General features: G+C 72.4%; 12 protein-coding genes. 3 read left to right on the top strand and 9 right to left on the bottom strand.

The genetic code is table 11. The annotated features are described in order from the left end of the window. Positions 1–8 precede the first annotated feature (8 nt). From IF20_RS10075 to IF20_RS37555, 3 genes are all read right to left on the bottom strand, one after another. A complete protein-coding gene (locus IF20_RS10075) occupies positions 9–1,250 on the bottom strand; it encodes an alpha/beta fold hydrolase (RefSeq protein ID WP_052864742.1) in 1,242 nt (413 codons plus the stop codon). Next, positions 1,247–2,425, bottom strand: a complete 1,179-nt coding sequence (gene alr, locus IF20_RS10080; RefSeq protein WP_052864913.1) for an alanine racemase — start codon at positions 2,423–2,425, stop codon at positions 1,247–1,249. Before alr ends, IF20_RS10075 begins: the two co-directional genes overlap by 4 nt. A gap of 79 nt (positions 2,426–2,504) precedes the next feature. Beyond that, complete coding sequence (locus tag IF20_RS37555) at positions 2,505–3,518, bottom strand: L,D-transpeptidase family protein (RefSeq protein WP_110944035.1); 1,014 nt, start codon at positions 3,516–3,518, stop codon at positions 2,505–2,507. Positions 3,519–3,736: 218 nt separating this feature from the next. Here IF20_RS37555 and IF20_RS10090 point away from each other — a divergent pair, with 218 nt between their 5' ends. After that, positions 3,737–5,155: a bifunctional ADP-dependent NAD(P)H-hydrate dehydratase/NAD(P)H-hydrate epimerase gene (locus IF20_RS10090; protein WP_052864743.1), complete on the top strand. Its 1,419-nt coding sequence runs from the start codon at positions 3,737–3,739 to the stop codon at positions 5,153–5,155. A gap of 135 nt (positions 5,156–5,290) precedes the next feature. Here the strand turns inward: IF20_RS10090 and IF20_RS10095 are convergent, their stop codons facing one another. From IF20_RS10095 to IF20_RS10105, 3 genes are all read right to left on the bottom strand, one after another. Then, positions 5,291–5,659, bottom strand: a complete 369-nt coding sequence (locus IF20_RS10095; RefSeq protein ID WP_052864744.1) for a holo-ACP synthase — start codon at positions 5,657–5,659, stop codon at positions 5,291–5,293. After that, the gene (gene glmS / locus IF20_RS10100) at positions 5,656–7,503 is read right to left on the bottom strand and encodes a glutamine--fructose-6-phosphate transaminase (isomerizing) (RefSeq protein WP_052864745.1); all 1,848 of its coding nucleotides are present in this window, start codon (positions 7,501–7,503) and stop codon (positions 5,656–5,658) included. The genes IF20_RS10095 and glmS overlap by 4 nt, the downstream gene beginning before the upstream one ends. A 93-nt stretch (positions 7,504–7,596) precedes the next feature. After that, the gene (locus tag IF20_RS10105) at positions 7,597–7,860 is read right to left on the bottom strand and encodes a hypothetical protein (protein WP_199896553.1); all 264 of its coding nucleotides are present in this window, start codon (positions 7,858–7,860) and stop codon (positions 7,597–7,599) included. Positions 7,861–7,999: 139 nt separating this feature from the next. Here IF20_RS10105 and coaA point away from each other — a divergent pair, with 139 nt between their 5' ends. Continuing rightward, positions 8,000–8,989 carry a type I pantothenate kinase gene (gene coaA / locus IF20_RS10110; protein ID WP_052864915.1) on the top strand — a complete coding sequence of 330 codons (990 nt, stop codon included), beginning with the start codon at positions 8,000–8,002 and terminating at the stop codon, positions 8,987–8,989. A 23-nt stretch (positions 8,990–9,012) separates the two neighbouring features. Continuing rightward, entirely contained in the window at positions 9,013–9,957 is a 945-nt protein-coding gene (locus tag IF20_RS10115) for a DUF389 domain-containing protein (RefSeq protein WP_052864747.1), read from the top strand. A 3-nt stretch (positions 9,958–9,960) separates the two neighbouring features. On the opposite strand, the gene glmM is transcribed toward IF20_RS10115, so the two are convergent. The 3 genes from glmM to rplM form a co-directional block, all read right to left on the bottom strand. Further along, positions 9,961–11,319: a phosphoglucosamine mutase gene (gene glmM, locus IF20_RS10120; protein WP_052864748.1), complete on the bottom strand. Its 1,359-nt coding sequence runs from the start codon at positions 11,317–11,319 to the stop codon at positions 9,961–9,963. A 153-nt stretch (positions 11,320–11,472) separates the two neighbouring features. Beyond that, positions 11,473–11,985 carry a 30S ribosomal protein S9 gene (gene rpsI, locus IF20_RS10125; RefSeq protein WP_052864749.1) on the bottom strand — a complete coding sequence of 171 codons (513 nt, stop codon included), beginning with the start codon at positions 11,983–11,985 and terminating at the stop codon, positions 11,473–11,475. 43 nt (positions 11,986–12,028) lie between these two features. Continuing rightward, on the bottom strand, positions 12,029–12,472 hold the full coding sequence (gene rplM, locus IF20_RS10130; RefSeq protein ID WP_052864750.1) for a 50S ribosomal protein L13: 444 nt from the start codon (positions 12,470–12,472) through the stop codon (positions 12,029–12,031). Positions 12,473–12,639 lie beyond the last annotated feature (167 nt).

Consider the following 12,639-nt stretch of genomic DNA (forward strand, 5'->3'; position numbering starts at 1 on the left):
GCCGCGCGTCAGGCCCGCGCCGGCCGCCGGGCGCGGGATTCCGCCACCGCGCGGCCGACCAGGGCCGTCAGGCGGTCGTTGACCAGCTCGGGGTGTTCCAGCATGACCAGGTGGCCGGCGTCCGGTACGCAGACCAGCTCCGCGGCCGGCAGCAGGTCGCCGATCGCGCGGCTGTGCTCGGGCGGGGTGATCAGGTCGTGGTCGCCGGCCAGGACGAGCGCCGGTACGGCGTCGTACGCCGCCAGCGCCGCCGTCTTGTCGTGCACGGCGAAGGCCGGGAAGAACTCCGCGACCACATCGATCGGGGTCGCCTCGATCAGCCGTTCGGCGAAGCGCGCGACACCGGGGTCGACGTCCTTGGGCGCGCCGAAGGAGTACCGCTTCACCAGCCCGGCGAAGAGGTCGGCCGTGGCCCGCCGGCCCTTCTCGACCAGCTCGCTCTGCGCGCCCAGCGCCTTGAGCACCCCCGGGGCGAAGCGGTGGAAGGCCTTCACGCCCAGCGACGGCAGCCCGAAGGCGACCTCGCTCAGCCGCCCGGCCGACGTGCCGACCAGCCCGACGCCCACCACGCGCTCGGCCACGTACTCCGGGAACTGATCGGCCAGCGCCATCACCGTCATGCCGCCCATGGAGTGCCCGACCAGCACGATCGGCCCCTCCGGCACGGCTGCGTCCAGTACCGCCTTCAGGTCCCGGCCCAGCATGTCGATGGTGACCGGTTCGGTGCCCTCGATCTGGGCGTGGCCGCGGGCCGAGCGGCCGTGGCTGCGCTGGTCCCAGTGGACCGTGCGGACGGTGCCGCGCAGCGCGGCCCGCTGGAAGTGCCAGGCGTCCTGGCTGAGGCAGTAGCCGTGGCAGAAGACGACGGTGGGGGCCGCGGAGCGTCGCCCCATGGCCTTCAGGAGGCGCTTGCGGCGGGCCTTCTGCGCCTCGCCGCCCGAACCCTCGTCGGGCTCGTCGATCTCGTAGTACAGCTCGGTGCCGTCCTCGGCGTACGCCCTGCCCGGCGCGCCGCGCAGGGAGCCGTACGGTCCCGCCGAGTCCAGCGCCATCCGCGCCTTGCGGCGCACCCCGCGGCCGACCGTCAGCCGCTCCAGCGCCATCCCCGCGGCGGCGCCGGCCGCGACCACGCCGATCGCGGCGCCCGCGACCCCCGCGTGCCGGCCGGCCCGGGTCCAGCCGCCCACGGTCCGCGCGGCGCCGGCGGCGGCCTCGGCCACGTCCGGCACGCCCGGTGTGTGCTCGCTCATGTCCCGTCCCCCGTTCCGTCCTGTTCCGGAACATTCCCGCGCCCAGGGACATAGACGCGTGGGACGCGGCTTCCGATGCGCGTGACGATCTCGTACCCGATGGTGCCGATGGCCTGCGCCCAGTCCTCGGCGGTCGGCTCGCCGCGGTCGCCCGGCCCGAAGAGCACCGCCTCGTCCCCCACGGAGGCGGTGTCCCCGCCGAGGTCGACGACGAACTGGTCCATGGCGACCCGGCCGGCGATCGTGCGCCGCTTGCCGGCGATGAGCACCGGCCCTGTACCGGAGGCGTGCCGCGGGATGCCGTCGGCGTAGCCCAGCGGGACCAGGGCGAGCGTGGTGTCCCCGGGGGTCGTGTAGTGGTGGCCGTACGAGACGCCGTGGCCGCCGGGTACGTGCTTGACCGAGGCGAGGGCGGCGGAGAGCGTCATGACCGGGCGCAGCCCGAGGTCGGCGGGCGTGCCGACCTCCGGGCTCGGCGAGACGCCGTAGATGCCGATCCCGGCGCGGACCAGGTCGAAGTGCGCGTCGGGGAGGGTGAGCAGGCCCGGGGTGTTGCAGATGTGCCGGACCTCGGGCGCCAGGCCGGCCGCCTCGGCGGTCGCGAGCGCGTCGCGGAAGACGGCGAGTTGGGCGGCGATCGAGGGGTGGCCGGGCTCGTCGGCGCAGGCGAAGTGCGACCAGACGCCGGTGACCTCGATCAGGCCCTCGGCCTCGGCGGCGCGGGCCGCTTCGGTCAGCTCGGCCCACTCGGCGGGCGGGCAGCCGTTGCGGCCGAGGCCGGTGTCGATCTTCAGCTGGACGCGTGCGCGGCGGCCGGCGGCGTGCGCCGCGTGGCGCACCTCGTGCAGCGCCCACAGGCCGCTCACCGAGACGTCGATGTCGAGCAGCACGGCCTTGCGCCACGGGCCGCCGGGCGTCCACAGCCAGGCCATGAGGCGGCCGGTGTCGCCCGCCTCGCGCAGCGCGAAGGCCTCTTCGGGGAGCGCCGTGCCCAGCCACTCGGCGCCGGCCTCACGGGCCGCTGCGGCGCACTGCAGCGCGCCGTGGCCGTACCCGTCGGACTTGACCACGGCCATCAGCTGCGCACGCGGAGCGCGCGCCTTCAGGGCACGCACGTTCGACCTCAGTGCGTCGAGGTCGATGGTGGCACGGGCGCGCAGTGCTCTCTCGTTCATCGTCATCAGTGTCTCAGGTGCGGCGGGCGGGGCCCTTCCGACCGCCGCAGTGAGAGGTTTCCGGGCGCCTGACGCCGGGTCACTCGGCCGGTTTGCGGCCCCAGACGAAGACCTCGTCGCCCACCCTGAGGAGGTTCCACAGCTTGGCCGCGTGCGGCCGCCGCAGGTTCACGCAGCCGTACGAGCCGGGCGGGCTGTAGATGTTCCCGGAGATGCCGTGGAGGGCCTGGCCGCCGTCGAAGAACTGGGAGTGCGGCATCGGCGAGTGGTAGATCGTCGAGTAGTGGTGCCGGTTGCGCAGGTAGACCTCGTGCTTGCCGGGGCGGGTCGGGTAGCCGGCCCGCCCGCTGCGGATCGCCACGGGCCCGAAGATCACCTTGTCGTGGTTCTGCACCCACATGATCTGGCGCGGCAGGTCGACGCAGGCCACCCGGGGCGCCCAGTGCTCGCCCTTCTTGCGCATCGGGGGCACGGGGCAGCGGCCCGCCTTGTTCGGGTCCGCCTTGGCGACCAGGAGCCGGATGGTGCCCCAGGTGGCCGGGCCGGTGAAGCCGTTGGCCGGGCTGATGTTCTCCCGCTTCTGGAAGGCGCTGATGGCCTTGCAGTCCGCCGGGGACTGCTTGCCGTCCACCTTCAGCTTCAGGTAGCGCTCCACCTGCTTCTGGAAGGGGCCGGTGGCGGTGGTGCAGTCGGGGGCTTTCGGTGCCCGCATGACCTCGGTGCGCGGCACGTACTCCACGATGGGGGCCTTCTCGGCGCGGGCACCGTCGGCCTCCTGCGCGCCGGGCTTGCCGGCCGACGGCTTGCCGGGCTTGCCGGGCTTGCCGGTGTGCTTCCCGGGCTTCCCCGCGTGCTTGCCCGGCTGCTTGCCGGGCTTCTTCCCGTGGACCGTCGGCTTGGACTCGTACGTCTGGTCGGGCGTGTCCTTCGGCTTCGCGGCGTTGGGGACGCCGGGTACCAGCTCGGACACGGTGTAGACGTGCGGCTTCTGCGGCCCGGGATCACCGGCGGCGGTCCCGGGGGCCGCCGCGAGACCCAGCAGGGTGGCGGTGCCGGTGGCACCGACCAGCAGGGTGGAGAAATATCGGTTCATACGACCAGATGTGCCGTGGCGGCGGCTCGGCGCCTCACGGAGGGGCGCAGGTTCGCCCTGGCGAGCGGGTTTTTCGGCCGGGCGGAGGTGCCGCGCTGGCGGGCCGCGCGGAGGGCGCATCGCGACGCACCGGGCGACCCTGGCCGCGTGCCCGGAGCACGGGCCGGGCACCCGGACCGGGCAGGCGTGCCCGCGGCTCTGCGGGTGAGACTGGGGGCATGAGGACTGCTTACAGCGTGGAGAAGGTGCGGGCGGCGGAGCGGGACCTGATGGCGCGGCTGCCGGCCGGCGCCCTGATGCAGCGGGCAGCGGCCGGCCTGGCGGTGGCCTGTGCGGACCTCCTGGGCCGGGTGTACGGGTCCCGGGTGGTGCTGCTGGTGGGCAGCGGCGACAACGGCGGCGACGCGCTGTACGCGGGCGCCCGGCTGGCCCGCCGGGGCGCCGGGGTGCGCGCGGTGCTGCTGTCCCCGGAACGGGCGCACCAGGGCGGTCTGGCGGCCCTCAGGGCGGCGGGCGGCCGGGTGTCGGCCGACCCGCGCGGCGACATCGGCCGCGCCGACCTCGTCGTGGACGGCATCGTGGGCATCGGCGGCAAGGGCGGGCTGCGCCCGGAGGCGGCGGAGCTGGCCGAGGCGGCGCGCGCCCGTACCGTTCTGGCGGTGGACCTGCCGAGCGGGGTGAACGCGGACACCGGCGAGGTGGACGGGACGGCCGTACGGGCGGACGCGACGGTGACGTTCGGCGCGTACAAGCCGGGGCTGCTGATCGATCCGGCGCGCGAGTACGTGGGCGCGCTGCGGCTGGTGGACATCGGCCTGGAGCTGCCGGACCCGGACGTCGAGGCGTTGCAGCACGCGGAGGTGGCGGCGCTGCTGCCCGTACCGGCGGCGGACAGCGACAAGTACCGGCGCGGCGTGGTCGGCGTCGTGGCGGGCTCGGCGCGCTATCCGGGCGCCGCGGTGCTGGCGGTGTCGGGCGCGCTGCGCGGCGGCGCGGGCGCGGTGCGGTACGTGGGCCCCGGCGGCGACGCGGTGATCGCGGCGCACCCGGAGACGCTGGTGCACGCGGGCCCGCCCTCGAAGGCGGGGCGGGTGCAGGCGTGGGTGATCGGCCCGGGGCTGGGCGACGACGAGGCGGCCATGGCCGACGTGCTGGCCTCCGACGTGCCCGTCCTCGTGGACGCGGACGGGCTGCACAACCTGGATCCGACGCGGCTGCGGGCCCGTACGGCGCCGACGCTGCTCACCCCGCACGCGGGCGAGGCCGCCGCGCTGCTCGGCGCCGCCCGCGAGGAGGTGGAGTCGGCACGGCTGCACTCGGTACGCGAGCTGGCCGCCCGGTACGGCGCGACGGTGCTGCTCAAGGGCTCCTCGACGCTGATCGCCGACCCCGCGGGCGGCGCCGTCCGGGTCAACCCGACCGGTACGGGCTGGCTCGCCACGGCGGGCAGCGGCGACGTGCTCTCCGGCCTCACGGGAGCGCTCCTGGCGACAGGTCTCTCCGCTCTGGACGCGGGCTCGGCCGGCGCGTACCTCCATGGGCTGGCGGCCCGTCAGGCGGCGTCGACGGGCACGCCACTGACCGCGTGTGACGTGGCCGCGGCGCTGCCGGAGACATGGCTGTCAGTGACCGCCTAGGTGTGCCCCGACAGGGGCGCGGGGCGGTGTCGACATGCGGCTGCGCCGCGCGGGCGCGACCAGCCACGGCGCGCCTGCGGAAGACCACCGGGCGCACCCCCGCGGCGCGTTGCGGCCACCCGCCGACCGGCACAGTCACCCCTCCGCGATCACCACTGCCGAAGCCACCCCCGCGTCATGGCTGAGCGAGACGTGCCAGGTCTGCACCCCGCGCTCCGCCGCCGCGGCGGCCACCGTGCCCCGCACCCGCAGCCGTGGCTGCCCGCTGTCCTCGACGTACACCTCGGCGTCCGTCCAGTGCAGGCCGCGCGGCGCGCCCAGCGCCTTGGCCAGCGCCTCCTTCGCGGCGAACCGGGCCGCGAGGGAGGCGACGCCGCGCGGCTCGCCGCCGGGCAGGTACCGCTCGCTGTCGACGAAGAGCCGGTCCAGCATCTGGGGCGTGCGCTCCAGCGCGGCGGCGAACCGGTCGATCTCGGCGACGTCGATACCGACTCCGATGATCATTCGACGGTCACCGACTTCGCGAGGTTGCGCGGCTGGTCGACCTCGTTGCCGCGGGCCGTGGCCAGCTCGCAGGCGAAGACCTGGAGCGGCACGGTGGCCACCAGCGGCTGCAGCAGGGTCGGCGTCGCCGGGATGCGGACGAGGTGGTCGGCGTACGGCACGACCGTCTCGTCGCCCTCCTCGGCGATGACGATGGTGCGGGCGCCGCGGGCCCGGATCTCCTGGATGTTGGAGACGATCTTGTCGTGCAGAACCGAGCGGCCGCGGGGCGACGGGACGATCACCACCACCGGCAGGTCCTCCTCGATCAGCGCGATCGGGCCGTGCTTCAGCTCGCCGGCCGCGAAGCCCTCGGCGTGCATGTACGCCAGCTCCTTGAGCTTCAGCGCGCCCTCCAGGGCGACCGGGTGGCCTACATGGCGCCCGAGGAAGAGCACGGTGTTCTTGTCCGCGAGGCCGCGGGCCAGCTCCCGTACCGGCTCCATCGTGCCCAGCACCTCGTCCACCTGGGTGCCGATCTCGGCCAGCTCCTTGATCACCGCCTGGATCTCGTCGCCCCACTTCGTGCCGCGCACCTGGCCCAGGTACAGCGCGACCAGGTAGCAGGCGACCAGCTGGGTGAGGAACGCCTTGGTGGAGGCGACGGCCACCTCGGGCCCGGCGTGCGTGTAGAGCACGGCGTCGGACTCGCGCGGAATGGTCGAGCCGTTGGTGTTGCAGATGGCGAGGACCTTGGCGCCCTGTTCACGGGCGTGCCGCAGCGCCATCAGGGTGTCCATGGTCTCGCCGGACTGGGAGATCGCGACGACCAGCGTGCGGTGGTCCAGGATCGGGTCGCGGTAGCGGAACTCGCTCGCCAGCTCCACCTCGCACGGCATGCGCGTCCAGTGCTCGATGGCGTACTTGGCGATCAGCCCCGCGTGGAAGGCCGTGCCGCACGCCACGATGACGACCTTCTGCGCCTCCCGCAGCACCCCGTCCGGGATGCGCACCTCGTCCAGCGACAGCCGCCCGTCCGCGCCGATCCGCCCCAGGAGGGTGTCCGCGACCGCCTTCGGCTGCTCGGCGATCTCCTTCAGCATGAAGTAGTCGTAGCCGCCCTTCTCGGCGGCCGAGGCGTCCCAGTCGACGTGGTACGGACGCACCTCGGCCGGGCGGCCCTCGAAGTCGGTGACCTGGACGCCGTCCCGGCGCACCTCCACGACCTGGTCCTGGCCCAGTTCGACGGCCTCGCGGGTGTGCGCGATGAAGGCCGCCACGTCGGAGGCGAGGAACGCCTCGTCCTCACCGAGGCCGACGACCAGCGGGGAGTTGCGGCGGGCGCCGACAACGACGTCCGGCGCGTCGGCGTGCACCGCCACGAGCGTGAAGGCGCCCTCCAGCCGGCGGCAGACCTGCCGCATCGCCTCGGCGAGGTCACCGCACGAGGAGAAGGACTCGGCCAGCAGGTGGGCGACCACCTCGGTGTCCGTCTCGGAGGTCAGTTCGTGGCCGCGGTCGGTCAGCTCGGCACGGAGCGCGGCGAAGTTCTCGATGATGCCGTTGTGCACCACCGCGACCCGCCCGGAGTTGTCCAGGTGGGGATGGGCGTTGGCGTCGGTGGGCCCGCCGTGCGTGGCCCACCGGGTGTGGCCGATGCCCGTACTGCCGGCCGGCAGCGGGCGCGCGGCCAGCTCCTTGTCCAGATTGGCGAGCTTGCCGGCCTTCTTCGCCGCCGCCAGGCCGCCGTCGGCCAGTACCGCGACGCCGGCCGAGTCGTAGCCGCGGTACTCCAGCCGCTTCAGTCCGGCCAGTACGACGTCCAGGGCCGACTGCCCGCCCACGTATCCCACGATTCCGCACATGGAGGCAGCCTACGGCGGACGGAGATCATTGCCTCGGTGCCGTACGGGTCATCGCCCAGGGACCGTCCGGGTCATTGCGCTGTCATCGCGCTGTCATTGCGCTTCTTCGATCCGGTCGATCGCCTCCTGCACCAGGTCGAGGAATTCCACCTCCTCGCAGCGCGGCTTGCTGCCCATCTCGTACAGGACCAGGCAGTCCGCCAGCTCCTCCCCCAGGTCCTCGTCCGGCAGTTCGGCGGCCAGTTCGCTGTGCACGAGGCCCGCGTGGCCGCCCTGCACCGGCACTCGCACCGCTGCCGCACCGGGTCTCTTCTGCCGCTGCCGTACGTAATCGAGCAGGCGTGTCACCCTGCTCACCCCCATTTCCTCACACGGAAAAATTGGCGCGTTCCCCCACTGTCGGACGGTACCGGGGAATGGGTGATTGGTATAGACATGCGGTATTGCTGCGACCCCCGGGATGAACGGTGCGGGGCGGCTGCGGACAATGGGCGGCGTGCCCATGACGACAGAGCAGCCGCAGCAACGACGCCGCGCCGACGCCACGCCGTACGTCGACATGACCCGCGCGGAATGGAGTGCCCTGCGCGAGAAGACCCCGCTCCCGCTGACCGCCGAGGAGGTCGAGCGGCTGCGCGGACTGGGCGACGTCATCGACCTGGACGAGGTACGCGACGTCTATCTGCCGCTCTCCCGGCTCCTGAACCTCTACTTCGGAGCCACCAGCAACCTCCGCGGCGCCCTGAACACCTTCCTCGGGGACCAGGAGGGGCACGGCGCCCAGGAGGGCACGCCGTTCGTGATCGGCGTGGCGGGCAGCGTCGCGGTCGGCAAGTCCACCACGGCCCGCCTGCTCCAGGCGCTGCTGGCCCGCTGGTCCGACCACCCGCGGGTGGAGCTGGTGACCACCGACGGCTTCCTGCTGCCCAACGCCGAGCTGCACCGGCGCGGCCTGATGTCCAGGAAGGGCTTCCCCGAGTCCTACGACCGGCGCGCCCTGACCCGCTTCGTCGCGAACGTGAAGTCCGGCAAGGCCGAGGTCACCGCGCCGGTCTACTCCCACCTCATCTACGACATCGTGCCCGGCGAGCGACTGACCGTGCACCGCCCGGACATCCTCATCGTCGAGGGCCTGAACGTGCTGCAGCCCGCACTGCCCGGCAAGGACGGCCGCACCCGGCTCGGCCTCGCCGACTTCTTCGACTTCTCGGTGTATGTGGACGCCCGTACCGAGGACATCGAACAGTGGTACCTGGGGCGGTTCCGCAAACTGCGCGAGACCGCCTTCCAGAACCCGTTCTCGTTCTTCCGCAAGTACGCGCAGGTCCCCGAGGAGGAGGCCATGGAGTACGCGCGCATGAACTGGCGCACCATCAACAAGCCCAACCTGCAGCAGAATGTGGCCCCCACCCGCGGCCGCGCGAACCTCGTGCTCCGCAAGGGACCCGACCACAAGGTGCAGCGGCTGTCGCTGCGCAAACTCTGACCGAGAACTTCGAGGACTCTGCCGTGCTGCATCTGCGACTGATCGTCCCGGCGGACCGTACGGACGAGGTGGTGGCGCTGCTGGAGCAGACGGTCGGCACCGCTCATCTGGTGGTACTGGCCGGCGCGGCCCGCAGCCCCGCCGGGGACGTGATCACCTGCGACGTGGCGCGCGAGGCCGGCGACGGGCTGCTGCGCGCACTGCGCGAGCGCGGCATCGACGACTGCGGGTCGATCGCCGTCGAGGACATCGACCTCTCGCTGTCCAAGCGCGCGGTCCAGGCCGAGGAGGACGCGCCGGGCGAGGGCGCGGACGCGGTCCTGTGGGAGCAGCTGAGCGGCGCCACACACGAGGAGTCGACGCTCACCGTCACCTACATCGCGTTCCTGACCCTCGCGACGATGATCGCGGCGTGCGGTGTCGTACTGGACAACGCGATCCTCATCGTGGGCGCGATGGCGGTCGGCCCGGAGTTCGGGCCGCTGGCCGGGATCTGCACGGCGGTGGTCCAGCGCGCGCCGCGGCTCGCCTGGCGCTCACTGGTGGCGCTGGTCGCCGGATTCGCGGTGGCGATGATTCTGACCGTGGGCTTCAGCTACCTGATGGACGCGCTGGACCTCTTCACCTACGACAAGTTCGAGGCGGACCGGCCCAACACGTCCTTCATCTGGCAGCCGGACCTGATGTCCTTCGTGGTGGCGCTTCTCGCCGGCATCGCGGGCACCCTGTCCCTGACCTCGGCCAAGTCCGGCGCCCTGGTCGGCGTCGCGATCTCCGTGACGACCGTCCCGGCCGCCTCGAACGCCGCCGTCGCCTTCCTCTACGGCGACTACTCGCAGACGGTGGGCTCCACCGGCCAGCTCCTGCTGAACCTGGCGGGCATCATCGTCGCGGGCACGCTCACGCTGGTCGCCCAGAAGTACCTCTGGGCGCGCCATCGTGAGCGTGCCGCCGTACGCGACAGCTGAGGCTCAGCCCAGCGCGGACTTCACCACGTCGGCCAGCCGGCCGGCCACGGCCTTCGCCTGCTCCAGGTCCGCGGCCTCCACCATGACGCGGACCAGCGGCTCCGTACCGGAGGAGCGCAGCAGCACCCGGCCGGTCGCGCCCAGCTCGCGCTCCGCGTCGGTCACCGCGGCCGACAGTTCGGCGGAGGTGGTGACCCGGGACTTGTCCACGTCCGGGACGTTGATCAGGACCTGCGGCAGCCGCTCCATGACGCCCGCCAGCTCGGCCAGCGTGCGGCCGGTCGCCGCCACCCGCGCCGCCAGCATCAGGCCGGTCAGCGTGCCGTCGCCGGTCGTGGCGTGGTCCAGCACGATGACGTGCCCGGACTGCTCGCCGCCCAGCGCGAAGCCCTGGGCCTTCATCTCCTCCAGGACGTACCGGTCGCCGACCGCGGTCTGCACCAGCTGGATGCCCTCGCGCTCCAGCGCCAGCTTGAAGCCCAGGTTGGACATGACGGTCGCCACGACGGTGTCCTGCCGCAGGGTGCCCGCGTCGCGCATGCCCAGCGCGAGGACGGCGAGGATCTGGTCGCCGTCGATCTCGTTGCCCTCGTGGTCCACGGCCAGGCAGCGGTCCGCGTCACCGTCGTGCGCGACACCCAGGTCGGCGCCGTGCTCGACGACCGCGGCGCGCAGCTTGTCCAGGTGGGTGGAGCCGCAGCCGTCGTTGATGTTCAGCCCGTCGGGGTCGGTGCCGATGGTCACGACCTCGGCGCCGGCCCGCGCGAACGCCTCGGGCGAGACCCGGGCCGCGGCGCCGTGCGCCCCGTCGATGACGATCTTCAGGCCGTCCAGGCGGTTGGGCAGCACGCCGACGAGGTGCGCGACGTAGTTGTCGAAGCCCTCGGCGTAGTCCCTGACCCGGCCCACGCCCGCGCCGGTCGGCCGGTCCCACGGCTCACCGGAGGCGTGCCCGCGGTACATGCTCTCGATCCGGTCCTCCAGCTCGTCGGCGAGCTTGTGCCCGCCGCGCGCGAAGAACTTGATGCCGTTGTCGGGCATCGGGTTGTGGCTGGCGGAGAGCATCACGCCCAGGTCCGCGCCGAGCGCGCCGGTGAGGTACGCCACCGCCGGGGTCGGCAGCACGCCCACCCGCAGGACGTCCACGCCCGCGCTGGCCAGCCCCGCCACCACGGCGGACTCCAGGAACTCCCCCGACGCCCGCGGATCGCGCCCGACCACGGCCACCGGCCGGTGATCTTCGAACGTCCCGGCTTCCGCCAGAACATGCGCCGCAGCGACCGACAGGCCGAGCGCCAGCTCCGCCGTCAGATCCGCATTGGCGACACCGCGCACCCCGTCCGTGCCGAAGAGTCGTCCCACTGGTGTCCTCCGAGTCATTTCGCTTGGACCAGACCGTTATGACCGGTTACGTACAGGTATACGCCTATCTGGTCCCGGATAGCCGAACGCCCCGGCGGCACGAAAAGTGCCACCGGGGCGTTCCAAGCGGCTGCGCATCGCAGCAAGCGGCAATTAGCGCTTGCTGTACTGCGGCGCCTTGCGGGCCTTCTTGAGACCGGCCTTCTTGCGCTCGACCGCACGGTCGTCGCGCTTGAGGAAGCCGGCCTTCTTCAGCGGGCCGCGGTTGTTCTCGACGTCCGCCTCGTTCAGCGCACGGGCCACGCCCAGGCGCAGCGCGCCGGCCTGGCCGGAGATGCCGCCACCGGAGATGCGGGCGACGACGTCGTAACGGTTGTCCAGCTCGAGCACCTTGAAGGGCTCGTTGACTTCCTGCTGGTGCACCTTGTTCGGGAAGTAGCCCTCAAGGGTGCGGCCGTTGATCTTCCACTGGCCGGTGCCCGGGACGATCCGGACGCGGGCGATGGCGTTCTTGCGGCGGCCCAGGCCGGCGGCCGGCTGCGGGTCGCCGAAGCGGGAGGCGAGGGACTCGGAGGTGTACTCACCCTCCAGCGGCGCCTCGGACTCGCTGGTGTACTGCTCGACCTCGGCCTCTTCGAGCGGGGTCTCGGCGGTGGTCTCAGCCACGATGCTCCTCAGATTCTCTTCGTCTTAGGGGGTGTGGCCGGACTTACTGCGCGACCTGGGTGATCTCGAACGGGACCGGCTGCTGAGCAGCGTGCGGGTGCTCGGCGCCCGCGTAAACCTTCAGCTTCGAGAGCATCTGACGGCCCAGGGTGTTCTTGGGGAGCATGCCCTTGATGGCCTTCTCGATGGCCTTCTCGGGGTTCTTGTCGAGCAGCTCGTCGTAGCGGACGGAGCGCAGACCACCCGGGAAGCCGGAGTGGCGGTAGGCCATCTTCTGCTCGCGCTTGTTGCCGGACAGGTGCACCTTGTCGGCGTTGATGATGACGACGAAGTCACCGGTGTCGACGTGAGGGGCGTAGACCGGCTTGTGCTTGCCCCGCAGGAGGGACGCGGCCTGAGATGCCAGACGGCCCAGGACAACGTCCTGCGCGTCAATGATGTGCCACTGGCGCTGGACGTCGCCGGGCTTGGGGCTGAACGTACGCACGTTTTAGCCTTCGCTTCTAAGTGTATCGGGACCTGTACTGGGCCACTTCGGACGACGATCCGAGAATGGCGGCTCGGGGTGACGCAACCCCTTGCCTGCCGTCGGTCATCGGTCCGGTGAACCGGCGTAAGGGCCCCTCACGTGAGATAGAGCAAGCCAATACGCAT

Origin of the sequence: Streptomyces niger (assembly GCF_000718305.1) — a bacterium.
GTDB classification, from domain to species: domain Bacteria; phylum Actinomycetota; class Actinomycetes; order Streptomycetales; family Streptomycetaceae; genus Streptomyces; species Streptomyces niger.